The following is a 24,883-nucleotide window of genomic DNA, read 5'->3' on the forward strand; positions in this document are numbered from 1 at the left end:
GCCAATCAATGGCAACATCACCGTTTCGCGGCAAGCGGCCCCCGCGGGGTGACCCGGTCATCGACCGCGCGCTCAAGGTGCTCATGGCCTTTGACGCCGAGCACCGCCGGTTGAGCCTGGGTGAACTGAGCAGGCGCAGCGGCATCCCGACCAGTTCCGCGTTGCGGCTGGCCAAGAAGCTGGCGGAGTGGGGCGCCCTTGAGCGTGACGAGCACGGCCAGTTCTCGATCGGCCTGCGGCTGTTCGAGATCTCCTCGCTCTGCCCCCGGGGACCGGGCCTGCGCCAGGTGGCACTCCCCTATATGGCGGACCTCGCCGAGGTCATCCACCAGCACGTGCTGCTCGCGGTGCGCGAGGACACCGACGCCCTGCTCGTGGAACGACTGTCGGCACATCGTGCGATGCCGATTCTGTACCGGGTCGGCGGCAGACTGCCGCTGCACTCCACCGGGGTGGGCCTGGTCCTGCTGGCCTTCGCCGAGGCAGACTTCCAGGAGGACTACCTGTCCCGGCCGCTGACCCACGAGCCCGAGAAAACCCCGGTGTCGGTGGCCGCGCTGCGCCGGACCCTCGCCGAGATCCGCCGGGACAGGGTGCTCACCTTCCGCCGCAGGGTCCCCGAGCCCCTGATGTCGGTGGCCAGTCCGATCTTTGGCTCGGATGAGCGGGTGGCCGCCGCTCTCTCGGTCGTCGTGCCAGAGCAGCATGCCGATCCCCGCCCGCTTCGGCCCGCGGTCCAGACCGCTGCCAGGGCGATATCCCGCGGCCTCGGCGCCCGCAACGCCAGCATCTTGTCTCGGCCGGACGGCTGAACCGCTGCTACTGGCGGGAGACCGGAGGCCCGCCGTCGACGGGCGGCCAGTGGCGCTGGCCGTTATACAGCCGGGCCGGTGCGTTCCACGCGGATGGTCTCACCGCCGCCGACAGTGGCCAGCGCTCGCGCGTCACCGGTGAGCTGTCCGAGCACGTTGGCCGCCGACGCGAGACGGCACTCGTCACCTCGGGAGGCCGGAGTGGCACCGAACGGAATCGCCAGGGCGCTACCCGGCGGCCAGTAACAGATCGCACCGGCATCGACGACCTCGACCGCATCGGGCTCCAGCTGGAGATCAAGACCTATGTCGAAGTAGACCTCATCGCCCCACGTCTGCGCGCGCGACTCGACCGGCAGGGCTTCCCATACCGCTCGTGCCGATGAAGTGTCACGCAGTTCCGCCGTAGCCTCTCCGGATGGCCATGTGATCTTGATGCGCACGTGCTCACCTCCTGAACGAGAATAAAAGCCATCGCCTTCCCGCGGCTAGTTGGACAGCGATACTTCGTGATCTTCGTGTCTGACGGCGCCGGGGCCATGGCCGCCGTCACGGAACGTTCACTATTCAACACTATCAAGCATAGTCGACCATTACGTCAGATGTTTTCTGTTTGCATATGTGTGATTGTGATACGGTCTGGTGGGCGAGCAGCGCCGCTGGGGTCGATGCGGGTACGGCAGCTGCATCGCTGTGGTCCGAGGTAAGGAGTGAGGCGAACGTGCTCGCGGCGCAACGTCAGGCGCACATCCTGGAGCAGGTCCGGCGAAACGGCGGTGTCCGGGTCACCGACCTCACCCTGGAGTTCGGCGTGTCCGACATGACCATCCGGCGCGACCTCGACGCGCTGGCCCGGCGTCACCTGGTCGAAAAGGTGCACGGCGGCGCCACCGCGGCGGCCCCAGGCAGTGCCGAGGAGCCCGGATTCGAAACAAAGGCAACGCACGCGCAGGCGGAGAAGGAGGCCATCGCAGCCGCAGCCTCCCGGCTGGTGTATCCGGGCGCCGCGATCGGGCTGTCCGCGGGCACGACCACGTGGCGGTTGGCGCATCGACTCCGCGACATCCCCGATATCACGGTGGTGACCAACTCCATCCGGATCGCGGAGGTCTTCCATCATGCGCCGCGCGCGGACCAGACAGTGGTGCTGACCGGCGGGGTGCGGACACCCTCGGACGCGCTTGTCGGCCCGATCGCCGTGTCGGCGCTGCACTCGCTCAACCTCGACCTGGTCGTCGTCGGCGCCCACGGGATGGACGAGCGGGCAGGCTTCACCACACCGAACCTCCTGGAGGCCGACACCGACCGCGCACTCGTCACTGCTGGGCGCCGGCTCGTCGTCGTGGCAGACCACACCAAGTGGGGGGTCGTCGGTATCAGCACCTTCGCCGATCTCGGCGAGGCCGACGTCGTCACCGACGCTGGCCTCGCCGAGCAGGCACAGCGGCTGTTGGAGGAGCGGGCAGGCGAACTGATCGTGGTGCCGGTGGGCGACCCCGGCCATGAGGAGGCGTCGTGAAGCGCACGACCGCGCGGCTGGCCGACGGCCGGGAGATCATCTACTTCGACTCCGCCGATGACGCCGTCCGGGACCTCGACGATCCACGCGACTTGCCGGAGACGGCGACGGCATCCGAGATCCGCTACGACCCCCTCCTGGACGAGTGGGTAGCGATCGCATCACATCGGCAGACCCGTACCCACCTGCCGCCCGCGGCGGAGTGTCCACTGTGTCCATCCACTACTGAGCGACAGACCGAGATCCCCTCCCCGGACTACGACGTGGTGGTGTTCGAGAACCGCTTCCCCTCCTTCGCCGGGAACGTGGCCGACGTGCCCGGCACGGTCGATCCAGGCGAGGACCTGTTCCCCCGCCGGCCCGGCATCGGCCGATGCGAGGTGGTCTGCTTCACCAGCGACCACGAAACCACGTTCAGCCAGCTGACCCCCGAGCGGGTGCGCTTGATCGTGGAGGCGTGGACGGACCGGACGAGCGAGCTGACCACGCTCGCGAACGTGGAGCAGGTGTTCTGCTTCGAGAACAAAGGCGAGGAAATCGGCGTCACGCTGCACCACCCGCACGGGCAGATCTACGCCTACCCGTTCGTCACCCCACGCACCCGGCGCATGCTGGACGTCGCGCACCGCCACCGCGAACGCACCGGGCGAAACCTGTTCGCCGATGTGCTCGCGGCCGAACGCGCCGCACGCACCCGGATCGTCGCGGAAACCGTGCACTGGACCGCGTTCGTGCCCGCCGCGTCACGATGGCCGATCGAAGTCCATCTCTACCCCCACCGGCACGTTCCCGACCTGCCCGCGCTCACCGACGACGAACGGGACGACTTCGCCCGCCTCTACCTCGACGTGCTGCGCCGGATGGACGGCCTCTACGGCATGCCGATGCCCTACATCGCGGCCTGGCAGCAGGCACCCGTGCGCATCGACCGGGACCTCGCCTACCTGCACCTGCAGCTGTTCTCGATCCGCCGCGCCCCCGGCAAGCTGAAGTACCTCGCCGGCTCCGAGTCCGGCATGGGCTCGTTCATCAACGACGTCATTCCCGAGGAAGCCGCCCGCCGCCTCCGGGATGCCGGATGAGGGTGGCGGAGACCTTCCGCGCGGCGGTCGGATACGAGCCAGACGGGGTATGGGCCGCACCGGGGCGGGTGAACCTCATCGGCGAGCACACCGACTACAACGACGGCTTCGTGCTCCCCATCGCCCTGCCACGGCGGGTAGTCGTCGCCGCGGCTGGTCGCACGGACGGCCTGCTCGTCGTTCGCTCGGTCCAGGAGCCGGACGGGCCGCGGGTAGCCGTGATCACCGACCTCGCACCACGCAACCCCAACGGCTGGGCCGCCTATGTCGCCGGTGTCGTCTGGGCGCTGCGCGAGTCCGGTTACGACATCGGCGGTGCGGACCTCGTCGTCGACAGCGACGTGCCCCGCGGCGCTGGCCTATCGTCGTCGGCAGCGCTCGAGTGCGCCACGGCTGTCGCGCTGGACGAGTTGTTCGCGCTCGACCTCGCCGCCGCCGGCCTGGCGTTGCTGGTGATCGACACCCGGGCGCCGCACCAACTCGTGGACGGTGAGTACGCCGCCCGGCGCCGCGCTTGCGAGCAGGCCGCACACGCCGTGGGAGTCGGGGCCTTGCGTGACGCGTCACCCGACGAGATGCAGGAGCTGCACGACCCGACGATGCGTCGCCGCGCCCGGCACGTGGTCGCCGAGAACGCCCGGGTGATCGAGACCGTTTCGTTGCTCCGCGACCGCAGGATCCGCGAGATCGGGCCGCTGCTCACCGCCTCGCACGAGTCACTGTGCCACGACTTCGAGGTGACCGTCCCCGAGCTCGACATCGCGGTCGACACCGCGCTCGACTGCGGGGCCTACGGCGCGCGCATGACAGGCGCTGGGTTCGGAGGCTGTGTCATCGCCCTCGTCGACGACAAGGCCGCCGAGCCTGTCGCGGCCTCGGTGCACGATGCGCTCACGCGTCGCGGCTTCCGAGAGCCGGCGCACTTCCTCGCCGTGCCGTCCGCTGGCGCGCATCGCGTCGAAGCAGGAGGCAACTCGTCCTCCCGGCTGGCAACGCCACAACATCCCATTCCCAGCGGTCGATCTCCCTTGCCTCGTTGTTGAACGGCAAGCCTGCCCGCAGCGCGGATCCGGACCTCACCGTGACCGATCTCGCTGACCTTGCGGCGCTGAACCCGCTCGGGTTCCCCTTCGAGTCGCTCGTCGTACGCGACTTGCGCGTGTACGCGCAAGCCCGCAAGCCACTGACGCCGAGGTGTTGCAGTACCGCGACAACACCGGACTCGAAGTGGATGCGGTCGTCGAGGCAGCGGATGGCCGGTGGGGCGCCTTCGACGTCACCGCCGCCACGACGGTGTCTCCGTCACCCCTATCGGCGCCCTGGGACCCTGACCACGTCGACCCTGACCACGTCGGATGACAGATATGGCCGCTTGCCACGCACGTGAAATGGCGATCTTGCCATTGATTGGCATCATCCCTGTCGCGAGGAAGCCGGCTCGTCCATCGTTGCGGCCACGCCCCGACGCTCACCGGACCGGCTCACCCGAAAGGCCGCGAGTATGACCCTCCTTCCGGCCTAGGTCTTGTGCGGGACGTATCCCTTCACCAGCAGGTACTAGCCAGTTTCCAACGGAGGTAATCCATGACGGATCAGGAGTCGACGGGTCGCAAGGTCGCGCTCGTGACCGGCGGGGGGCGCGGCATCGGCCGGGCCACCGTCCTGGAGTTCGCGCGCGCCGGTTTCGATGTGGTGATCAACTACAGCCGTAGCGAGACACCCGCGCAGGAGGTCGCCGGCCTTGCCGAGGGGCTTGGCGCGAAGGCGATGCCGGTGCGGGCCGATGTCACCGACGACACCGCCGTACGCGAGATGGCGGCAGCCGTGGCCGAGCGGTTCGGGCGCCTCGACGCGTTGGTGAACAACGCGGGCATGACCACGGACACTCCGCCGTCCGATCTCGACGGCCTGTCTATGGCCGAATGGGACCGGATCTTCGCGGTGAACGTGCGCGGCACGTTTCAGGTGACCAGAGCTTGTGTGCCGCTGTTGCGTGACTCGGCCCCCGCCGCCGTTGTCAACCTGTCCAGCGTCGTCGGGTTGCGTCCCGGCCCGCAGCCGTTTCCCTACGCGGCCAGCAAGGCCGCCGTAGCGAACCTGACCCGCACCTTCGCGGGCGCACTCGGCCCGGAGATCCGGGTCAACGCCGTCGCGCCCGGCTGGATGGAAGGTGAGTGGATGGAACACGCTCTCGGCGACTCCTACGACGAGCTGATGGCTAGGAGGGCCAAGCGGACGCCGCTGCGCCGGTGCGTCACCTCCGATGAGGTCGGTACGACGATCGTCAACTTGGCGACCGCCAACCCGTTCGTCAACGGCGAGACCGTGGTCATCGACGGCGGTTACACGGCCACCACCTGATCTGGATTGACCGAGGCAAGGAGATTCACAGTGATCGAAGGTGTGACACCGTTCCCGCCGGAGTTCGCGCGACACTACCGGCAGCGAGGCTACTGGGACGACCGCCCGCTTCGGGACGTCTTCCACGAGATGTTCACCCGTTACGCGGATCGACTGGCGATCGTCGACGGTGATCAGCGGATCAGCTACGCACAGCTGGATGAGCGCAGCACGCGGCTGGCCTGCCATCTGCTCGACTTCGGGATACGCCCGCGTGACCGTATGGTCGTGCAGCTGCCGAACACAGCGATGTTCGCCTACCTGTACTTCGCGTTGCAGAAGATCGGTGCGATCCCGGTGCTGGCGCTGCCCTCGCACCGGTTCCGCGAGATACGGCAGTTCGTTTCCATCTCCGACGCTGTCGCTACGGCCACGCCCTTCGCGCACCGGGACTTCTCGTACGTGGACATGGTCCAACGCGTGGCTGAGGAATCCGACCAGCTGCGGGTCAAGCTGGTTCAGGGCGGCGACGGCGAACTGCCGGCAGGCTTCGTCACCATCGAGCAGCTGCTCGACCGCGCGCCGGTCACAACGCCCGATGCGCTGCACGAGATCGAGATCGATCCGGACGATCCCGCGCTATTCCTGCTCTCCGGTGGCACGACCGGGATCCCGAAGCTGATCCCGCGCTCGCACAACGACTATGCCTACAACTCCCGGCTGGCCGTCTCGGTCTGCGACGTGCGTCCAGACGACGTGTTGCTGCTGGTCCTTCCCATCGAGCACAACCTGCCGCTCGGCTGCCCAGGCATGCAGGGGTTCTTGCTGTCCGGTGCCACGGTGGTGTTGAGCACGTCGGTCGCGCCGCACGACGTGTTCGAGTCGGTGGCGCGGAACCGGGTCACGCACATCCATCTGGTGCCCTCGCTGCTGATCAGCTGGCTCAACGACCCGAGCATCGGCGAATATGACCTGTCCTCGCTGCGCGTGCTGCAAAGCGGCGGACAACGACTGCAGCCGGAGACCAGAGAACTCGCGGAGAAGCTGCTTCCCGCCGCGACCGTGCAGGAAAACTTCGGCATGGCGGAGGGCTTGATCATGTTCGTCCGGTTGGACGACGACGACGCGGCGCGCAAGGAGACCTGCGGACGGCCGGTCTGCCCGGACGACGAGGTCCGGCTGGTCGACGACGACGGCAACGACGTCGCACCCGGCGAGGTCGGTGAGCTGTGCGTGCGTGGTCCATACACGTTGCGGGGCTACTTCCGGGCTCCCGAGCACAACGCCCGCGCGTTCACCCCAGACGGCTTCTACCGCTCCGGCGACCTGCTGCGGCTGCATCCGTCCGGAAACTACGTCGTGGCTGGCCGCAAGAAAGACCTCATCAACCGCGGTGGCGAGAAGATCAGCGCGGAGGAGGTGGAGAACCTCATCCTCGCGCACCCCAGCGTGATGAACGTCGGCTGCGTGCCGCTACCGGATCCCGATCTCGGCGAACGGATGTGTGCGTGCGTGGTGCTGCGCGAGGACAGCACGCTGAGCCTGGGCGAACTGGTCGAGTTCCTGCTCGAATTCGAGATCGCCAAGCACAAGCTGCCAGAGCGGCTCGAGGTGTTCACCGAGCTGCCGCTGTCGCCGATCGGAAAGGTATCCAAAAAGGACCTGATCGCCCAGCTGCGGGTGACCTCATGAGCTTCGTCGCCGACCATCAATGATCACGCTCGTGGTACTGCGCGGGCGAAACCACCGCTCGACATCACCCATGACGGAAGCAGGAGCACCCGATGGCCCACGTAGACCCGATCAAGCCCGAGGAGAACCCGGAGCTCGCCCCGGCGTTCGCGGCAGCCGAGGCCGCGCTGGGGTTTGTGCCGAACAGCCTGCTCACCATGGCGCGCAAGCCCGACATCCTGCGCGGCGTCGCCGCGCTCACGGCCAGCACCCTTCGCGAAGGACTCGTGTCGCGAGAGCTCAAATCCATGATCGCCGAGGTCACCAGCACCGCCGCGGAGAGCCGCTATTGCCAGGCCCACGGGGCGGTGGGCATGAGCCGCGCCGGGATCGATCCGGCCAAGGCCGCCGCGTTGTGGGAGTACGAGACGAGCCCGCACTTCGACGATGCGGAACGCGCCGTCCTCGATCTGGCACGCAACGCCGCCGTCCTGCCCAACGCCGTGACGGTCGAGCATTTCGCAGCCCTACGGTCCCATTTCAGCGACGAGGAGATCGTGGAGATTGTCGCCGTCGTGGCCACCTTCGGCTTCTTCAACCGGTGGAACGACACCATGGCCAGCGACCTCGAGGAAATCCCGCTCACCACGGCGACTGAGTACTTGGCCGGCACCGATTGGGAGCCAGGCAAGCACGCCAGCGGCACGGGCGCCGCCGACCCGCCACCACCCTGACGAGTAAGGACCTCGTCACCCGGCTGCGCGTGACTTTTCGGTCCGTGCGCGCCTCCGAATTGCGCGACTTGATCTTCCTTGCTCCCTGGGCGACAAGGTTATGCCCGGTTTGCCGGATATTTTTCGTCTTTCAGGGAGTAAGGAAGATCAAATGCTCCTGAGGGCTGACGCGATGCACGCGGTGTGTCGACGGAACCAGCGAAACGGCAACAAGCACGTCCGCAGGCGGCTCCACCACGAGATCATGTTCGGGAGCGACCATCCCAGCCTGCCGTATCAGCGAAACGCAAGCCGTGGCCGTAGGGATACAACGGGTTGTCGCTTTCCTGCGGCACGTCAGGCCGTCCCGCTTCCACATCGGACATCGACCGCGGCAGCTGGAACGGTAACCTGCCTTGCGGCTCGGAACGGCCGAACAGGACGTCGAGCAACGCCCGGTCGCCGATGCCGTAGACCGCGACCAGCGCGGCACAGTGGTCGGCGATCTCCGGAATCACCGCGGGCCGCTCCACGTGAATGACCACGACCGTGGGAACCGCGTCGAGCACTGCCAGGATCTTCTTCAGGCGGACATCGTCGAAGTCAAGGCGCCCCGCATGGAAGAACGACTCGAACTGTCCCTGCCTTGGCTCGTACGGTGTGTTCAGACGCAGCACTGCCAGGTCGGCCTGGTCAGGGGTGTCCGCCGTGTCCGCGTAGTCCGCGACAACGGACGGGTCAAGGCCTTCGGCGTACAGCCGTGGCCGACCCCGCATGGGCAACAGATCGCGTCGGTTCTCCAGCAACGTCACCGAGCGGCGCTGGGCTGCTTCGCCCTCGGCGCGGAAGTCGGCGCGACCGACGATCTCCTCGGCAGCGTCGGGGTCGACATAGCGCCGGTCGTCGAACAACCCGAGCCGGAACTTCTCGGCGAGCAGGCGCGCGACGGAGACATCAAGCCTGGATTCCGCGAGCCGCCCGTCGCGCACCAGTGCGGTGATGAGTTCGGGGCAGGCTTCACCACCGAACTGGTCGGCGCCGGCGTGCAGTACCCGCAACGCGCGTTCGGCCGGGGTCAGATCTTCCACTCCCCACGCGCGAGCCTGGTGCGGCTCACCCATGATCCGCTGGTCGGTGAGCAGACCCCAGTCCGTGCACACGATCCCGTCGAAGCCGAGCTGTTCCCGGAGCAGGCCGGTGATGACGCAGCGGTTGAAGCCGAAGCCGACTTCCTCGTACTCGGTGCCGACCGGCATGCCGTAGTACGGCATCACCTGCGTGGCGCCCGCCGCGATGGCCGCCCGGAACGGTTCGAGGTGGTAATCGAAGAAGCCACCCGGGTAGATCTGTTCCTTGCCGTAGGGAAAGTGCGGGTCCTCGCCGTCAGCCTGCGGGCCACCACCGGGAAAGTGCTTGACCATCGCGGCCACGCTGTCCGGACCGAGCTCGTCGGCAGGCCCGCGCAGGCCGGCGAGGTATGCCGGGACAAGGCGGCAGGTGAGCTCGGCGTCCTCACCGAAGGTGGCGGATATCCGTGACCAGCGCGGTTCGGTGGTGAGATCGATCTGCGGGTGCAAGGCGACCCGCAGGCCAACCGCCAGGTACTCGCGGCGCACGGTGTCGGCGTAGCGGCGCACGAGCTCGGTGTCTCCCACGGCGGCGAGCCCGAGGGCCTCTGGCCATTGCGAGAACGGTCCGGCCATCATCGCGGTACCGGGGTTGTCGGTGAACGCGTGGCGCGGATCGGTGGACAACGTGACGGGAATGCCGAGCCGCGACTGCTCCGCCCGCTCCTGCAAGAGGTTGTGCCGCTCCGCCATCTCCCGCGGCGGACCCGCACCCATCACGTTGAAGTGCGTCATCCGGCACGCGTCGATCATGTGCTCCGCGGTCACACCGGCAGGTGCCGGACGGTCCGCGGCCCCGATCGCGTGGTGGAACAGCAGCCCCGCCTTGTCGTCCAGCGTCATCCGGGACAGCAGATCCGTGACGCGCTCCGCGACACCGCGGCCGGCGTCCTGGTACAGGGGTTTCACTGCTGCTCCTCCTCAGAGTAGGTGGTGCGGAATGTATGCCACCCGGATCCGACCTCGACCGGGTCCGCCCCCGGCAGCTCGACGATCGCTTCGGCCGATGGTGGGACGAGGATGTCGAGAACGAACTCCGTCCCTTCGATCCGCCAGGATGTCTCGGCGCGGCCGTATGGCGTCTCGTGTGCGGCCGTGACCCAGGTCAGGCCGCCGCCGGGACGCGGCCGGACGAGCAGCTTGCGGTAGCCGGGTTCAGCAGGAGCGAGCCCGGCGATGGTGCGGTGCATCCAGTCGGCGATGGCGCCGAACGCGTAGTGGTTGAACGAGGTCATCTCGCCCGGGTTGACGCTCCCGTCGGCAAGCATGCTGTCCCAGCGTTCCCAGATCGTGGTGGCACCCATGTCGACCTGGTACAGCCAGGATGGGCAGTCACGCTGGAACAGCAGGCGGTACGCGGTCGCCGCGTGGCCGGTGTCGGTGAGGGCATCGCAGACCAGCGGGGTGCCGAGAAAACCCGTGCCGATGCGGTGGTCGCCAGCGGCGACCAACCGCGCGAGCCGGTCACCGGCTTCGGCGCGTTCGGCCTCGTCGAACAACCCGAAGCACAGGGCGAGCGCGTACGCGGTCTGCGATTCTTCAGTCAGCCGCCCACCTTCGGCCCGGAATCGCTCCCTGAAGGCAGCACGAACGGCAGCAGCGAGGGCACAGTAGTGCCGCACGTCGTCCTGCTCGCCGAGCACCGCGGCGGTCTCGGCCAGCAGCCGGGTCGTATGCGCGAAGTACGCGGTGGCGACCAGCTGTAGCGAGGTCGAGGCCTTGCCGGGTTCGTCAGTCGGAGCGGTCGGATCCAGCCAGTCACCGAACTGCGGCGGATCGCCCCACACGTGCCCCGGCCCCGCGATGGCATCGACGGCGTTCACCCAGGAACACATGGATGGGTACTGCCTGCGAAGCACTTCGGTGTCGCCGTAGCGCTGGTAGAGCACCCACGGAACGATGACGGCGGCATCGCACCAGCCAGCCATCGGCGGGTTGCCCGGCGGCATGGGGAACGGTATGTGCAGCGGGATGTCCGGACTGATCACCGGCGGGATGCCGCGCGCGTCGTCGCTCTGGTCGGCGGCCAGGTTCTGCAACCAGGAGCTGAGGAAGCCACCGACGTCGTAGAGAAAGGCCGCGGTGGGTGCGAAGATCTGGAGGTCACCGGTCCAGCCGAGCCGCTCGTCTCGCTGCGGGCAGTCCGTCGGCACGTCGACGACGTTGCCGCGCATGCTCCACACGGCGTTGTCGTGCAGCCGGTTCAGCCGCGGATCGGACGAGGCGAACCACCCGATCCGACGCAGGTCGCTATGGACCACGACGGCGGTCACGTCATCAGCGGAGAGTTCGCCGGGCCAGTTGTCCAGTTGGGCGTAGCGGAAGCCGTGGACGGTGAACCGGGGTTCCCACTCCTCGCCGCCGGTGGCACCACGCAAGGTGTAGCGATCGGTTGCGGCGGCTCCCCGCAGCGGGCGAAGGCACAGCTCACCGTCCTCGAGGACTTCGGCGTGGCGGGCGGTGATGGTCCTGCCCGCTTCGCCGCACACCCGCAACCGCAGCCGTCCAACGATGTTCTGTCCGAAGTCGACGATCGTGTGCCCGGCGGGCGAGGTGAGCAGTGCCTTCGGTGCCACCTGCTCGACGCGCCGGACCGGCGGACTGTCCGAGGGAACCAGCACGCCGGTGTCGAACGGCAGGACGCGTACGGGTTCCCAGGACGAGTCATCGAACTCGGGTTCGCTCCATCCCGGCAGCTCCCGCCGCGCGTCGTACACCTCGCCCTCGTACAGGCCTGCGGCGACCACCGGCCCGGTTGTGGCGCGCCAGCCGGGGCCGGTGGAAAACGACTGCCTGCTCCCGTCGGCGTACTCGGCCAGGATCTCGGCCAGCAGGCCGGTCTCCGAACCGTAGATGTCGCGCATCCCGCCGTTGAACCCGAGCCGCCCTCGGTACCAGCCGTCCGCGAGGTGCGCACCCCACGCGTTGCGGCCGGGGCGTAGCAGCCCCGTCACGTCGAACTCCTGGTACCGCAGCCGCTTGTGATAGCTCGTCCAGCCGGGGGCGAGCACGTGATCGCCCACCACCCGGCCGTTGATCTCCATGTCATACACACCGAGCGCGGTGACCCACAGCCGTGCGGCTCTGGGCAAGCGGGTCAGGGTGAACTCGCCACGCAGCACGGCGGCAGGGCCTGGCTCGCCCGGTGGCGGATTCGCCTGCTCGGCCGGAGCGACGACCTGTGCGGTCCACTGGTCCTGGTTCAATCGTTTCATCCGTTCATCCGGACAGTTCGTTGGCACGGGCCACCGAACCCAGCCAGCGTGCACTCGGCTTCACCACGCGGGTGAAGGTTTCCCGATCCACCGCGACCAAACCGAACGTGGGCCGGTAGCCTCCCACCCACTCGAAGTTGTCCAGCAACGACCAGTAGAAGTAGCCGCGCACATCGATGCCGTCCTCGATGGCGGCATGCACCGCACGCAGTGCACTGTCCACATAGGCCTCGCGGCGGGTGTCGTCCGCGGTGGCGATACCGTTCTCGGTGACGATCAGCGGCACGCCGGGGGCGAGTTCGGCGGCTGTCCGCAGGGCGAACCCCACCGCATCCGGGTAGTACTCCCAGCCGGTCAGCGTGGTTTCGACGCCCTCAGCGACCGGGATCGGCCCCGCAGCGCCGATCCGGGTACGGGTGTAGGCCTGCACACCGAGCCAGTCATCGTTCTTGGCCTCCTGAAGGAACCGGGTCTCCCGGTCGTAGGCGTACGCAGCGGCGACCTCCTCCGCCCCTGGCTCTGGCTCGAACACCTGGGTCGCCACCGTCCATCCGACTTTCGGACCCGCCCACGAGCGCACGATCTCCACCGCCCGGTGATGAGCCATGGTCAGCGCATCCGCGATCTGCGGATCCGGCTCGGGCAGACCAGCGGTCAGCAACGTGTCGCCCTTGCCGATGTTGGCCATGCACGCGCTCATATTCGGCTCGTTGAGGGTGCTCACGTACTCGACGTCGCGCTCGACCACCGGGCGGATGAACTCGGTGAACCGGGCGAACCGGTCCACGGCCACCGGCGACCGCCACCCGCCCTGCACGTCCAGCCACCGCGGAATGCTGAAGTGGTTGATCGTCACCACGGGGCTGATGCCAGCGGCCAGGCAGGCATCGACCATCCGGCGGTAATGGTCCCTGGCGGCACGGGAGAACTCGCCCTCTGCCGGTTCGATGCGGCTCCACTCCAGGCTGAAGCGGTAGGCGGACAGGCCAAGATCGGCGACGATGGCGATGTCATCGCCATATCTGTGGTAGCTATCGCACGCATCGCCACTGACCTCGGCACAGATCGTGTCCGGCGCGTGCTCGCGTGCCCACCAGTCGTTATTGACGTTGTTGCCTTCGACCTGGTGGGACGCGGTCGCTGTCCCCCAGATGAAGTTCTCAGGAAAGCGCATGCTGGATACCTTTCTCCGTCATCGGGCTCGACCGCCATGGGTCAGCTCGCGGTCCGAGTCACGCCGCGGCCGTCGCCGTCTGCTCGCGGCGGTCGCAGACCGGTTTCCGGCCGCCGTACCGTCCCGCTTCCGACCTCGCCACGTCCGCCGCGATGCGCTCGAAGGCGATGACCGCCTCCGGAGCCGGCGACTCACGGAGCAGATACACCGTCGCGTCGGTGATACCGCGGATCGGGACATAGGTGATGTCCGGCCGGGCATAGCTCACCGCAGCGGTCGAGCCAGCGATGTTCACACCCAGCCCCGCCGAACAGACGTCGAGCACCTCCTCGAAGTTGGTGACGAGCGATTCGACTCGCGGGGTGAACCCACCGGGGCGTGGCACCACGAACCACTCCGCGAGATCCGATGGCGCGCCGTCGCTGGCGATGAAGCGCTCGCCATTGGTTTCATCGAGATCGACCCACCCCCGGTCAGCCAGCGGGTGGGTCGAACTGACCACGAGCACCCTGCCCTCGGACCACAACGGCACGGCGCACAGGCCACCTGCTGACGGCGGCCGCACCGACGGTGTCAGCACCACATCCGCCCGCCCCTCCTTGAGTGCCTGCACCGATTCGCCGAACCCGATGCGCCGTACCTCCCACCGGACGCCGGGGAGCTGCTTGGCCGCCGCGGACAGGATGGCCGAAGAGATACGGTTTCCCACCACCAGCCCGAGCCGTACCTGCTGGTCCGCGCCGCGTCGCCGGTCGGCCCAGGTGAGAATCTCCTCGACCGAGGCGATCGCGCGCCGGGCCAGCGGGAGCAGTTCGGCACCGGAAGCGGTCAGCTCAACCCGCCGGGACGTCCGCCGGAACAGCGGGCTACCGACCCTGCGCTCGATCGCGGCGATCTGCTGGCTCAGCGATGGCGGCGCGATGTGCAACCGTTCGGCCGCGCGCGTGAAGTGCAGGTGCTCGGCTACCGCCACGAAGTAACGGAGCTGCTGGATCGTGAGGTCCACGTCGTCCTCCCGGCCAAGAGATGTAGGGGCAGGTGTGCCACGGCTTAGGAATGAACGTCGGCATGTCGCGCGCCGGCACCGCGAGGAGGTGACTTCCGCGCGGCCCGTGCTTCGTCCCACACGGCGTGGAAGCGCTCGGCGGCAACATCCTGGCCGGGTGTTGCCAGGCTGACCACGACCAAGACGATGGCGCCGATGGTGACGCCCCAGAACACCGGTTGGAGGCCGCCGATGGTGGGATACCAGTTGAGGTAGCCGCCAATAGCGAGTCCTTGTCCGGTGACGAGGCTGGCCATCGCACCCCACTTGGTGGCTCTTCGCCAGAAGATGCCCGCGATGAGCAGTGGATAGAAGACGGCGAAGCCGGTCAGGGCGAACTGGCCGATGTCGAAAATGCCAGGCATGTCCAGCAGCGACACCCCGTACGTGATGGCGAGCAACACGAGGACGAACACCCGCGCGTAGTGCACCTGTGAGGCTGGCGTGCTGCCGCGGTGGTAGCGGGCGACGATGTCGCGGCTGAGCATGTTGCTCAGGGTGAGGATCTGGGCATCCATGGAGGACATGACGATCGCCAGCAGCGCAACGAGTCCGAACGCGGCGACCCAGTCCGGCAGTAGCTGCCCGGTGAGCATGAAGATGACCGCGTCGGCTTCGGCGCCGACGAGCCCGGGGATGAGCGATGCGCCCCACAGGCCAAGCAGGATCGCGGGTACCCAGGTCAGCACGAGTGCGATGGGGTAGGCGATCCCCGATGCCCGCAGGTCAACGCTGCGGCGGGCGGAGATCATCCGGATCCAGATGAACGGGAACGCGAAGATGATGAAGGAGAACAGGATCAGCTGGCTGATCGTGGCTCCGATGCTGAATGGCCCTTCCCAGCTGCGGGTGAGCAGGTGTGGTTGCTCGCGCTGAAGCGACTCGATGATCCTGCCGGTGCCGCCCGAAGCGGCGGGGACGAGGAACACGGCCAGCAGCAAGAACGCAATGAACAGCACCATCTGGACGGTGTTGGTCCACGCGGTGCCCTTCATGCCGCCCGCCCACGTGTAGTAGGCGACAACGACGGTGACGGCGAGGCCCCCGGCCCAGTAGGGCACCGTGCCGCCGGTGAAGTTCTCCAGCGCCCGGCCGCCACCGATAACGCCGGTCAGCACGAAGGGAACGGTCCAGCCGACGTAGCCGAGGAACATCAGCACCGCCACGCCGTCGCTGTCGAAGCGTTCCCGGTAGAACTCCACCGGGGTGAAGTAGCCGTACTTGCGGGCGACCAGCCAGCAGCGATAGCCGAAGTAGAACGACAGCGGCTTAATGAACAGCAGTGGTCCGGCCAGCATCAGCCAGATGCTGATCCCGCTGTGGTAAGCCACGCCGGGCAGGCCGAGCATGACGAAGGCGGTCATGTTGGTGCCGAAGATCGCCGCGAACAGTACGAACCGGCTCAGGCCCCGGTTGGCGAGGAAGTAACCTTCGGCTTCGCCGGTGGTTCTGGCCGCGGCGGCCCGTCCCAACGTCGCCATCAACAGCACGAACGCGGCTGCGCCGATGAAGACCAGTACCGTTTGCGACATGGGGTTCCCTTCGGATGTTCCGGTGTGGGTTGCCTTGCGTCTCGCCTCAGTCGCGCTGTGCGGGCCAGATCAGACGGAAGACACCCCAGATCGCGATGACGGACAAGGCGGCATAACCGAGGAAGTACAGGAACTGGACCGGCATCCCCAGCACGACCGGCTCAACCGCCGAGCCCAGCCATCCCGTCCACTGCAGCGCCACCATGACGAGCACGATCACGCCAACCGACAGCACGCGACCGCGGGACACCATGTGTCCTGACTTGCTCACAGGCATTACCCGTCCCCTTTTCCTATAGGCCGAGAACCCGCTCGGCGTTGCGGTGAAAGACGTCCGCCAGAACCTCGTCGGCGTAGCCGAACTCGTCCCACTCCCGGAAGATCCGCTCGTAGGGCAAGCTCGGGTGATCGCTGCCAAACATGATCTTGCTGCGGAGGCGGCTGCGGATGTCCTTCTTGAGCTGTTCGGGGAAGTACTTCGGCGCCCAGCCCGACAGCTCCCAGAACACGTTGCCCTTGTGCAGCGCGACCGCGGTCATCTCATCCACCCACGGCCAGCCGGGGTGCGACGCGATGATCGTCATCGACGGGAAGTCGGCGGCCAGCCGGTCAACGGCCAGCGGATGCGCGTGCTCGATGAGCGATCCCATCCCGCCCGGCATGCCAGCGCCCATACCCGTGGTCCCCACATCAACCATCACGGGCACACCGAGTTCGGCGATGGTCTCGAACAGCGGGTAGAGCCTGCGATCGTCCACCCGATAGCGCCCCATGATGGGGTGGAAGTGGAACCCGAGCACCCCGAGATCCACCACCGCCCGCTTGGCCTCCGCGATGGCGTCGGGCTTGAACGGATCGACCGCGCCCCAGGCGTGAATGATCCGGTCCGGGTACTTGGCACGCAGGGCCGTGACGTAGTCGTTGGTGCATGGCGGTGCCTGCATGATGGTCTCGATGTCGAACGCGACCAGCACCACCTCGACACCGGCCTCGGTGAACTTGCCGACCACCTGCTCTTCGGACTCCGCGGTCCATTCCCGCCCCCAGTACTTGCCGAGCGCCTCGGCGAACGGGCCCTGAGAGTCGATCCATTCCTGCGTTCCCGGATAGGCATGCAGATCAATACGACGCACCGACGTTCTCCTTACTGATGGATGCGGATGATGAACAAACGGCTCATTATTCACTACCCTAGTAGGTAGTACTGTCGTAGAACAAGAGTTGACTTGTCAGGTCCCGTGCACCATTCGGTGCCAGGCAGAGCCATGAGTGCCTGGCGGGACAAGGCGCAGCGCACTCACGCCTGTACAGTTACTATCACTAGTAGTGAGCATCAGAACGAGCACCGACTCGAGGGAGGACCCGGATGCGGGAGACGGAGGCAACCGCCGAGCGCCTGGTCGAGCTGGGTTTTTCCCAGTACGAGGCGCGCGCCTACCTCGGGCTACTCGGGGGCGATCCGATGACCGGCTACGCCCTGGCCAACAAGACCGGTATCCCCCAGCCGAAGGTGTACGAGACCCTGCGCAAGCTCGTCGCGCGAAGCGCCGTCGTGAAGACCGGCGAACGCCCCGCCCGGTTCGTCGCGCTCGCCCCCGAGCAGCTGCTCAGCCAGCTCGAGAGCGACTTCCGGCTCCGGGTCGCCGACGCCAAGCTGCAACTCGAGCGGTTCAACCCTTCGGCTCGTGAGAAGCAGGTGCGACTGTTCCACTCGGCCAGTGACCGTGCCCTCATCGTGGCGCAGGCTCGTGAGTTGGTGTTGCGCGCGCGTGAACACGTCTACCTGTCCGGTAGCGTCGCCGAACTGGCCGAGCTCGCCACTCCCGTGGATGAAGCGCAGCGGCACGGTGTCCGGTTCGACGTTCTGCATTTCGGCGACGCCCCGTTCCAGGTCACCTGCGGTCGTCTCGTCCGCCATGCGAGCACCGACGGCGTCCTGTACCGCCATCACCAAGCCCGTCACCTCGCGGTAGTGGCCGACGGGACCGGTGCGCTGTGGTCGGTCGCACCCGGCGGCGCGGACTGGCAGGGCCTGTGGGTCAGCGACCCGGTGTTCGCGGCCGTCGTCAAGGGATACATCCGGCACGACATCTACGTTCAGCAGATCTATGCCGATCTCCCCGAACAGCTCACCGAGCTGTATGGCCCGGGAATGGCCGCTCTGGTCACTACTCCCTCGGAGGCCGCCGCCTCCGAGGAGACCACGCCGCGTCGCAAGACCACGCGCAAGCCGGCCTGACCGCGGTGCGCATCGGCGCGATGGCTGCCGTGGACTCCGTCGCAGCCTGCGATGACGTCACTATCGGCGGGCCCTGCTGAGGGCCACGTGCAAGAACTTTTCGATGTTCTGCAGGCTCGGCCGCTCTCCTTGTTGCCCTGCGAGGTGGCGCTCGCGGCATCGATCGGTTCGTGACGTATCGGCTCCAGGCACGTCGGGTGCCACGATTCCGCTGTCGTGCCCGACCTCGGGGACGGAGTAGAACACCGCTTCGGCGCATGCCTCGCGCAGCGCGGCGTAGAGCAGCTTGCTCTGATGGTGTGGGACGAGCCGGTCGGCCTGGCCGTGGGCGATCAGTATAGGAGGTGCCCCGCTGTCGACGTAGCTGATCGGGTTCGCCGACCGCACAGCGTCGACGCAGCTTTGAATCGCGCAGCCGACCAGGCGCGATTCAGGCGAGGACGGGTCGTTATGGCAGTTGCCCAGACCGAACCGCTCATTGAAACCGGCGCAGTCAATCATGTGCTGATCCATCTGCAGAAAGTCCGTCGGCCCGTAGAGGTCCACGACCGCGTCCACGCGGCTGGATACACCCGTGACGCCGACGTCTCCTTCGAGTTCGGCCACATCGCGGGTGACGCCGGCCATGGTGGCGGCCCATCCGCCCGAGGAAGTGCCCATGATGCCAATCCGATCCGGGTCGATGCCGAAATCAGCGGCGTTCGTACGCAACCACCGGATGGCAGCCTTGATGTCGTGTACCTGGGCGGGGAACGTCGCATTCCAGCTCGCCCGGATGGACACTCCGGCCACGACGTATCCGGCAGCAGTGAAGAACGGAGCCAGCTCCGCCGCATAGTCCTTGCCGTTCTCGCCGAGCCACGCGCTGCCCCCTGTCACGATGAGCAATGGACGTAAGGCACTGCCGTTGGTCTCCGGGAGGTAGAGATCAAGCAAGTGCCCCCTGCTGCCGACGGGCTCGGGTTCCGCGTACGGGATGTTCTCAAGGACCTCACCCTCGGATTCGGCCGAAGCAGGAGCCGCTTGCGCCGGAACGAGGGCCGTCGATAGCACTAGCACGGTGATCAACCCAACGATGCGCACGCGAGACCGACGACTTTCTCGGCGATCATTGATCGCGAGGAACGGAGCAACCAACGGACGCCTCCCGAGCGGTGAATCAGGACAAGTGGCAGTCAACATTGCATGAATGACGGAACGATCCAATGATCGGCTTTCGCTGGACAGAACACCCACCGAGACCTGTCCTGTCGACGACGCTCGACCGCTCGATCTTGTGACTCGACGGTCGCGGATCGCACGCGAATTGTGCTGGCCCGCGCGGTCGATACCTCAGCTCGCAGGACAGTTGCCGCGGGCTGGTTCGCCCGCGAACCGGTCCGCTGCCCATCGCGGGAAGCGTTCCGCGGCGACCGGGACGATGCTGCCGTGGTTCCTCCCGTCCATCTCGTGATACATCACCGCTGAGCCTGCCTCACAGAGAGCGTCCCGCTCTCGGCGAGTGAGCTCTGGTGGGGTCGTGGTGTCGTCGGCGCCCTGGTAGATCACGAACGGCATCGTGCCTGCGGGATCGAAGTCGTCCACTGCCGCCATGGCCTTCGACCAGGCACTGCCAGGGGTCATCGCCCGCGGCCGGTAGGGTCTGCGCAGCGAACTGCCCGCGTCCCACATGTCAAAGCATCCGTCAGCGAGCACCGGCAGCATCTCCATGGCCTCGTTCCTGAGGAAGTCCCGGTATCTGAGGTCCGGGTACGCTGCTTGGATGCCACGCAGCGTCGCGATCACGTACCCGGCCAGCCCGTCGCTGCGCATCGAGTTGAGCGTCAGGTCCCGGATCCGGACGGCGGGAGCGATGAGCGCCGAGCCCAGTCCGGTCAGCTCAGGGGCGTAGGAAGCGGCGATCGCTTCCACATGCATTGACGTCTGACCACCCTGCGACCAGCCGTACTGAACGAACTGGTCGGAGACGTTGAGATCAGGAAGGGAACGCACCGCGCGGAGCATGTCCAGCGACGCCCTGGCGTTGACCTCACCCACCATGTAATAGGCAGCCCCGGGCAAGGCTTGTCCCGGGTAGTCGCTCATCGCGACAACGTAGCCCGCGTCGAGCAGGTCGTGGATGGCTGGCACTCGCGGCCGGTCGCCGTGTCCCAGCAGGCTTCGTCGAGACGGGGCGCAGTTGTCCGGCAGCCCCGTGGTCTCGTGGTTCCACAGGACCACGTCGCGCGGAGAGCCACTGGGCGCCGCCGGCGTGTAGACCTCACCTGACACGTACCGATTGACCCCGGGCATGATTTCGGAGACATACACGACGTTCCAGGCCTTGGCTCCGGGTGGCGCGTCTTGCCGGGACTGGACCCAGCGAATGTCACCGGGCTCGGCATCGGCGGGCGGGTCCTCATAGACGTCCCAGAATGTCGTTCCCTCGGGACCTTCATTCCCGGCAAGGGAAATCTCGGGGGACGTCTCGGTGTTCTCGCCATCCGCGGCGAGCGCCGCTGCGGGTACCATCAGCGCGAACGCGAGACCGGCCACGACCGCTCGCATACGTCCTCGTCGAGGCAACAACCTAGTCTCCCTTCAGGAGCAGGGAACCGAAGTCCGGTTCGGCCTTGAGCAGGCCATCGGTGAGCGCGAGGTCGCTCAGAGCGCGCAGGGCGTCGACGTTGACGTCCGCGGTGAAGGTCTCGAGCGCGACCCGCTCGGCGAGATCAGCGTCCATATCGAGCATGTCGACAAGGGTCGACCGCACCTCATCGGGGTTCTCCTCGGCGTAGGTGAGCGACTCCCGCATCGCCGCCGCGAAGTCCGTCACGACCGCAGCGTCGTCCTCGACCACCGTTCCGCTCGCGAATGTGACCAGCGTGTCCAGGCCGGGTACGGCATCCTGGAAGTTGTACGTGACCAGCTGCGCCCCACTTTGTCGTATCGCCGTCAGGAACGGCTCGGGAACCCACACCGCGTCGACGTTGCCGTTCTCCAGCGCGGCGGGCATGTCCGGGAAGGGCAGTTCGACGAACCGCACCGAGCTCGCGTCACCGCCGTCGCGGCGCACGGCTTCCCGGATGGTGACGTCACCTGCCGCGTTCACGGTGTTGACGGCCACCTGCTTTCCCTCGAGATCGGCCGCCCGCTCGATGCCCGACCCTTCCACGCTGAACACACCGTTGATGTCGTCACCGTCTGGTTTGGACGCGGCGTATCCGCTCACGATGCGCACGTCGAGTCCCTGCCCGTTGGCGATCAGCAGCGGGAGCGGCTGCCCGATGGCGAAGTCGAGCTCACCGGCGACGACCGCGGGAAGCATCGCAGCCCCGCCCTGAGACATCTCCAGCGTGAGATCGAGGCCGCGATCCCGGAAGAATCCTTGGTCGATGCCCAGCTGGACAGCCGCCGTCGGCACGATCGGCAGCGCGCCGACCCGGACTGTCCGGTCGCCGCCCCCCTCGGTGCCACCCGAGTTTCCGCAGGCGGTCAGGACGACGCTGAGGGCCGCCAGAACCGCGACAATGCGAGTTCGCATGATTCCTCCTTCGCGGGCTTAGGCGTAATGCCGGTAGATGGCTTGTGCGACGCAGGCCGGTTTCTCGCTGTCGTGGATCTCGACCGTGAAGTTCAGCGTCATTTCGACTCCGTTCCCCGCCAGTTCGGTGACGTCGGCGACCGCGCCGCGCAACCGGATCTTGGCGCCAACTCTGACCGGAGCGGGGAAACGCACCTTGTTGAGTCCGTAGTTCACGCTCATTCCGATTCCGCTGATAGTGAGCAACTCGGTGAACAGCGGGATGATCAGCGCCAATGTCAGGTATCCGTGGGCGATGGTTCCCCCGAACGGGCTGTCGGCGGCCCGCTCGGTGTCCACGTGGATCCACTGGTGGTCGTCGGTGGCGTCGGCGAAGGTGTTGACCCGCTCCTGGGTGATCTCCATCCAGTCGGTATGGCCGAGGTCGGTTCCGGCGAGCGAGGCGATGTGGTCGACGCCGTGCACGGTGGTGGTCACAGTGTGTCTCTCCGATGTGGTCAGGGCTGCCCATAGCGGGCGCGGACGGTTTTCCTGAGGACTTTTCCTGCGGCGTTGCGAGGGAGTTCGTCCACGATCGCCACGGACTTCGGAACCTTGTAGCGGGCGAGTGTGGTCGAGAGGAATTCGAGCAGGTCGGTCTCGCTCACCTCGGCGTCCGTCGTCACCGCGACGACGGCACGCCCCACCTCTCCCCATTTCTCGTCGGGTATGCCGACCACGGCGCATTCCGTGACCGCGGGGTGTTCGAGGAGAACCGATTCCACCTCGGCGGGATAGATGTTCTCGCCGCCCGAGATGATCACGTCCTTGACCCGGTCCACAATGGAGACGAACCCGTCCTCGTCGGTCACGCCGACATCGCCGGTGCGAAACCACTCGCCGTCGTGGTACGAGCGTGCGGTCTCATCGGGCAGGTTCCAGTACCCTGCCATCACGGTGGGGCCGCTGACCAGGATCTCGCCCTTCTCCCCCTGCCCCACGTCGATGCCGTCCGGATCGACCAGCCGGACGTCGGTGAAAAAGTGGGGAACGCCAGCACTGCCTGCCTTGGTTTCGCTCATGTCGCGAGTGAGGTAGAGCGCACCTGGTGACGTCTCGGTCATGCCGTAGCCCTGGCTGAAGGCCAGACCCCGCTCGAGATAGGTCCGTATCGTGGCGGGTGGCACCGGCGCCCCGCCGCAAGTGAGCTGACGGAGGCTGGACAGGTCGGCTTCCGGCCAGCGCGGGCTGGCGGCTATCGCGTCGTACATGGCGGGAACGCCGAACAGGTACGTGACGCGTCGATGCTCGATCAGCTCCAGCACCCGGTCGGGGTCGAACGTGGGCTCGAGGATGACCGTCCCGCCCTTGAGCAACGTGGGCAGACACGTCATGTTCAGCCCCGCGGTATGAAACAGCGGTGCAACCACCAGCGTGACCTCGTCGCCAGCGAGGTCGACGTCGATCACGACGTTGAGGCTGTTCCAGGTGATGTTGCCGTGGGTGAGCACCGCGCCCTTGGGCTTCCCCGTCGTGCCCGACGTGTACATGATCATGCATGCGTCGTCGAGGCTGACCGGTTCATCGAGAGGCTCGCTGACCTGCGACGCGATCAGTTCCTCGATATCGAGTGCGTCGGCTCCGGCATTCGCCACAGCGACCCGGCGGCCCGAATACCCAGTTTCGGTGACCACCGCCGCGTACTCGGGCGCGTAGATCAGCACACCGCTACCCGAGTCGGTGAGGCAGTGCGCTAGTTCGGGGGCAGCGAGCCGCGTGTTGAGCGGCACGAAGACGGCCCCAAGCATCCCCGAGGCAAACAACGTCTCCAGGAAGACGGGGTGATTCGGCGCGAGCATCGCGACCCGGTCTCCCCGTCGTACCCCCAGTTGCCGCAACGCATGAGCCAGCCGGGTTGCGCGCTGGTACTGCTGCGCGTACGTCCAGCGGTCGTCGCCGGAGATCACCGCGACGGTGTCCGGTGTCTTGCGGGCCCGCCGCGCGGGCCAGGAGCCGATTCCCTGGTTGCGCATGGCTAATCCTTCGCCAACCCGAGCAGCCGCGCGGCGTTCTCTTTGAGAATGAGCGGGCGCACCTCGGGTTTCATGTCGAGGGCCTCGAAGTCGGCGAGCCAGCGGTCCGGGGTGATGACCGGGTAGTCCGAACCGAACAACACCTTCCGCTTGAGCAGCGAGTTGGCGTAGCGCACCAGCTGCGGCGGAAAGTACTTCGGCGACCAGCCGGACAGGTCGATGTAGACGTGGGGCTTGTGCGTCGCCACGGCGAGCGCCTCGTCCTGCCAGGGAAACGACGGGTGCGCCAGGATGATGCGTAGCTCAGGGAAGTCCACCGCGACGTCGTCCACCAGCATCGGATTGGAGTAACCGAGCCGGATACCGCCACCGCCGGGCACACCCGCCCCGATACCGGTCTGTCCGGTATGGAACAGCGCGGGCACCCCGAGTTCCTCGATCGCCTCGTACAGCGGATACGCCATCCGGTCGTTCGGCGAGAACCCCTGCAAACTGGGGTGGAATTTGAAACCCCGCACCCCGTGCTCGTTCACCAGCCTGCGCACGTGCCGCGCCGCCGCACGGCCGCGCCATGGGTCGAGGCTGGCGAACGGGATCAGCACATCGGCATGTTCCGCACACGCCGCTGCGACCTCGTCGTTGGCGATCGGTGGGTGCCCGGTCGCGTGTTCGGCGTCCACGGTGAACACCACCGCCGCCATGGCGCGTTCGCGGTAGTAGGCCGCCATCTCGGCGATCGTCGGCTGCCGGTGGTCGTGGGCCTTGAAGTAGCCCGCTGACGCTTCCAGTAACGCGGGCGGCAAGGACGGGTGGCCGTTCGACGAGATCTCCGCGTGCGTGTGCACATCGATCGCGACCAGTTCGTCGGGGTTCACGCCG

Annotated in this window: 23 protein-coding genes; 9 read left to right on the plus strand and 14 right to left on the minus strand. The window is 67.0% G+C overall.

Annotated features, from left to right (window positions below; genetic code table 11):
* The first annotated feature begins 8 nt into the window (after nucleotides 1–8).
* Complete coding sequence (locus tag AMYHA_RS13205; RefSeq protein WP_034271416.1) at nucleotides 9–812, plus strand: IclR family transcriptional regulator; 804 nt, start codon at nucleotides 9–11, stop codon at nucleotides 810–812.
* Between the two features lie 62 nt (nucleotides 813–874).
* On the opposite strand, the gene AMYHA_RS13210 is transcribed toward AMYHA_RS13205, so the two are convergent.
* On the minus strand, nucleotides 875–1,255 hold the full coding sequence (locus AMYHA_RS13210) for a cyclophilin-like fold protein (protein ID WP_034271419.1): 381 nt from the start codon (nucleotides 1,253–1,255) through the stop codon (nucleotides 875–877).
* 278 nt (nucleotides 1,256–1,533) lie between these two features.
* Here AMYHA_RS13210 and AMYHA_RS13215 point away from each other — a divergent pair, with 278 nt between their 5' ends.
* The 7 genes from AMYHA_RS13215 to AMYHA_RS13240 all read left to right on the plus strand — a co-directional run bounded on the left by AMYHA_RS13215 (nucleotide 1,534) and on the right by AMYHA_RS13240 (nucleotide 8,158).
* Nucleotides 1,534–2,331, plus strand: coding sequence for a DeoR/GlpR family DNA-binding transcription regulator (locus tag AMYHA_RS13215; protein ID WP_034271422.1), 798 nt, complete (start codon nucleotides 1,534–1,536; stop codon nucleotides 2,329–2,331).
* A complete protein-coding gene (gene galT, locus AMYHA_RS13220; RefSeq protein ID WP_034271425.1) occupies nucleotides 2,328–3,413 on the plus strand; it encodes a galactose-1-phosphate uridylyltransferase in 1,086 nt (361 codons plus the stop codon). The genes AMYHA_RS13215 and galT overlap by 4 nt, the downstream gene beginning before the upstream one ends.
* Nucleotides 3,410–4,456: a galactokinase gene (locus AMYHA_RS13225; RefSeq protein WP_084037183.1), complete on the plus strand. Its 1,047-nt coding sequence runs from the start codon at nucleotides 3,410–3,412 to the stop codon at nucleotides 4,454–4,456. Before galT ends, AMYHA_RS13225 begins: the two co-directional genes overlap by 4 nt.
* Before the next feature lie 151 nt (nucleotides 4,457–4,607).
* Nucleotides 4,608–4,772: a hypothetical protein gene (locus AMYHA_RS27570; protein WP_196776886.1), complete on the plus strand. Its 165-nt coding sequence runs from the start codon at nucleotides 4,608–4,610 to the stop codon at nucleotides 4,770–4,772.
* A gap of 225 nt (nucleotides 4,773–4,997) precedes the next feature.
* On the plus strand, nucleotides 4,998–5,774 hold the full coding sequence (locus AMYHA_RS13230) for an SDR family NAD(P)-dependent oxidoreductase (RefSeq protein ID WP_034271428.1): 777 nt from the start codon (nucleotides 4,998–5,000) through the stop codon (nucleotides 5,772–5,774).
* Nucleotides 5,775–5,804: 30 nt separating this feature from the next.
* On the plus strand, nucleotides 5,805–7,445 hold the full coding sequence (locus AMYHA_RS13235) for a (2,3-dihydroxybenzoyl)adenylate synthase (protein WP_051399849.1): 1,641 nt from the start codon (nucleotides 5,805–5,807) through the stop codon (nucleotides 7,443–7,445).
* Between the two features lie 92 nt (nucleotides 7,446–7,537).
* Complete coding sequence (locus tag AMYHA_RS13240; protein ID WP_034271435.1) at nucleotides 7,538–8,158, plus strand: carboxymuconolactone decarboxylase family protein; 621 nt, start codon at nucleotides 7,538–7,540, stop codon at nucleotides 8,156–8,158.
* 242 nt (nucleotides 8,159–8,400) lie between these two features.
* Here the strand turns inward: AMYHA_RS13240 and AMYHA_RS13245 are convergent, their stop codons facing one another.
* From AMYHA_RS13245 to AMYHA_RS13275, 7 genes are read right to left on the minus strand one after another with little or no spacing between them, the layout of a single operon-like run.
* On the minus strand, nucleotides 8,401–10,173 hold the full coding sequence (locus AMYHA_RS13245) for a glycoside hydrolase family 3 protein (RefSeq protein WP_051399850.1): 1,773 nt from the start codon (nucleotides 10,171–10,173) through the stop codon (nucleotides 8,401–8,403).
* Complete coding sequence (locus AMYHA_RS13250) at nucleotides 10,170–12,479, minus strand: glycoside hydrolase family 78 protein (protein ID WP_084037185.1); 2,310 nt, start codon at nucleotides 12,477–12,479, stop codon at nucleotides 10,170–10,172. Before AMYHA_RS13250 ends, AMYHA_RS13245 begins: the two co-directional genes overlap by 4 nt.
* 4 nt (nucleotides 12,480–12,483) lie before the next feature.
* Nucleotides 12,484–13,653 carry a glycoside hydrolase family 1 protein gene (locus AMYHA_RS13255; RefSeq protein ID WP_034271438.1) on the minus strand — a complete coding sequence of 390 codons (1,170 nt, stop codon included), beginning with the start codon at nucleotides 13,651–13,653 and terminating at the stop codon, nucleotides 12,484–12,486.
* Between the two features lie 58 nt (nucleotides 13,654–13,711).
* The gene (locus AMYHA_RS13260) at nucleotides 13,712–14,659 is read right to left on the minus strand and encodes a LysR family transcriptional regulator (protein WP_051399851.1); all 948 of its coding nucleotides are present in this window, start codon (nucleotides 14,657–14,659) and stop codon (nucleotides 13,712–13,714) included.
* Nucleotides 14,660–14,703: 44 nt separating this feature from the next.
* On the minus strand, nucleotides 14,704–16,230 hold the full coding sequence (locus tag AMYHA_RS13265) for a sodium:solute symporter family protein (RefSeq protein WP_034271440.1): 1,527 nt from the start codon (nucleotides 16,228–16,230) through the stop codon (nucleotides 14,704–14,706).
* A gap of 46 nt (nucleotides 16,231–16,276) precedes the next feature.
* On the minus strand, nucleotides 16,277–16,507 hold the full coding sequence (locus tag AMYHA_RS13270) for a hypothetical protein (protein ID WP_157362093.1): 231 nt from the start codon (nucleotides 16,505–16,507) through the stop codon (nucleotides 16,277–16,279).
* 16 nt (nucleotides 16,508–16,523) lie between these two features.
* Complete coding sequence (locus AMYHA_RS13275; protein WP_034271446.1) at nucleotides 16,524–17,363, minus strand: amidohydrolase family protein; 840 nt, start codon at nucleotides 17,361–17,363, stop codon at nucleotides 16,524–16,526.
* Between the two features lie 233 nt (nucleotides 17,364–17,596).
* On the opposite strand from AMYHA_RS13275, the gene AMYHA_RS13280 reads away from it, so the two are divergent.
* A complete protein-coding gene (locus AMYHA_RS13280; protein ID WP_034271449.1) occupies nucleotides 17,597–18,469 on the plus strand; it encodes a TrmB family transcriptional regulator in 873 nt (290 codons plus the stop codon).
* A gap of 60 nt (nucleotides 18,470–18,529) precedes the next feature.
* Here the strand turns inward: AMYHA_RS13280 and AMYHA_RS13285 are convergent, their stop codons facing one another.
* The 6 genes from AMYHA_RS13285 to AMYHA_RS13310 form a co-directional block, all read right to left on the minus strand.
* Entirely contained in the window at nucleotides 18,530–19,705 is a 1,176-nt protein-coding gene (locus tag AMYHA_RS13285) for an alpha/beta hydrolase (RefSeq protein ID WP_196776887.1), read from the minus strand.
* A gap of 96 nt (nucleotides 19,706–19,801) precedes the next feature.
* On the minus strand, nucleotides 19,802–21,016 hold the full coding sequence (locus tag AMYHA_RS25730; protein ID WP_051399852.1) for a lipase family protein: 1,215 nt from the start codon (nucleotides 21,014–21,016) through the stop codon (nucleotides 19,802–19,804).
* A 22-nt stretch (nucleotides 21,017–21,038) separates the two neighbouring features.
* Nucleotides 21,039–21,992 (minus strand): ABC transporter substrate-binding protein, encoded by a 954-nt coding sequence (locus AMYHA_RS13295; protein WP_034271452.1) that lies wholly within the window; start codon nucleotides 21,990–21,992, stop codon nucleotides 21,039–21,041.
* Between the two features lie 18 nt (nucleotides 21,993–22,010).
* Nucleotides 22,011–22,469, minus strand: a complete 459-nt coding sequence (locus tag AMYHA_RS13300; RefSeq protein ID WP_034271454.1) for a MaoC family dehydratase — start codon at nucleotides 22,467–22,469, stop codon at nucleotides 22,011–22,013.
* Between the two features lie 20 nt (nucleotides 22,470–22,489).
* The gene (locus AMYHA_RS13305; protein ID WP_034271457.1) at nucleotides 22,490–24,004 is read right to left on the minus strand and encodes an acyl-CoA synthetase; all 1,515 of its coding nucleotides are present in this window, start codon (nucleotides 24,002–24,004) and stop codon (nucleotides 22,490–22,492) included.
* Between the two features lie 2 nt (nucleotides 24,005–24,006).
* Complete coding sequence (locus AMYHA_RS13310; protein ID WP_034271460.1) at nucleotides 24,007–24,879, minus strand: amidohydrolase family protein; 873 nt, start codon at nucleotides 24,877–24,879, stop codon at nucleotides 24,007–24,009.
* Nucleotides 24,880–24,883 lie beyond the last annotated feature (4 nt).

Source organism: Haloechinothrix halophila YIM 93223 (genome assembly GCF_000504245.1).
GTDB lineage: Bacteria > Actinomycetota > Actinomycetes > Mycobacteriales > Pseudonocardiaceae > Haloechinothrix_A > Haloechinothrix_A halophila.

Excerpts from the sequence above, each read along its gene's own strand:
- AMYHA_RS13205 (WP_034271416.1), top strand. The coding sequence starts at position 9 with ATGGCAACATCACCGTTTCGCGGCAAGCGGCCCCCGCGGGGTGACCCG.
- AMYHA_RS13225 (WP_084037183.1), top strand. The coding sequence starts at position 3,410 with ATGAGGGTGGCGGAGACCTTCCGCGCGGCGGTCGGATACGAGCCAGAC.
- AMYHA_RS13230 (WP_034271428.1), top strand. The coding sequence starts at position 4,998 with ATGACGGATCAGGAGTCGACGGGTCGCAAGGTCGCGCTCGTGACCGGC.
- AMYHA_RS13240 (WP_034271435.1), top strand. The coding sequence starts at position 7,538 with ATGGCCCACGTAGACCCGATCAAGCCCGAGGAGAACCCGGAGCTCGCC.
- AMYHA_RS13250 (WP_084037185.1), bottom strand. The coding sequence starts at position 12,479 with ATGAAACGATTGAACCAGGACCAGTGGACCGCACAGGTCGTCGCTCCG.
- AMYHA_RS13255 (WP_034271438.1), bottom strand. The coding sequence starts at position 13,653 with ATGCGCTTTCCTGAGAACTTCATCTGGGGGACAGCGACCGCGTCCCAC.
- AMYHA_RS13265 (WP_034271440.1), bottom strand. The coding sequence starts at position 16,230 with ATGTCGCAAACGGTACTGGTCTTCATCGGCGCAGCCGCGTTCGTGCTG.
- AMYHA_RS13270 (WP_157362093.1), bottom strand. The coding sequence starts at position 16,507 with ATGCCTGTGAGCAAGTCAGGACACATGGTGTCCCGCGGTCGCGTGCTG.
- AMYHA_RS13280 (WP_034271449.1), top strand. The coding sequence starts at position 17,597 with ATGCGGGAGACGGAGGCAACCGCCGAGCGCCTGGTCGAGCTGGGTTTT.
- AMYHA_RS25730 (WP_051399852.1), bottom strand. The coding sequence starts at position 21,016 with ATGCGAGCGGTCGTGGCCGGTCTCGCGTTCGCGCTGATGGTACCCGCA.
- AMYHA_RS13295 (WP_034271452.1), bottom strand. The coding sequence starts at position 21,992 with ATGCGAACTCGCATTGTCGCGGTTCTGGCGGCCCTCAGCGTCGTCCTG.
- AMYHA_RS13305 (WP_034271457.1), bottom strand. The coding sequence starts at position 24,004 with ATGCGCAACCAGGGAATCGGCTCCTGGCCCGCGCGGCGGGCCCGCAAG.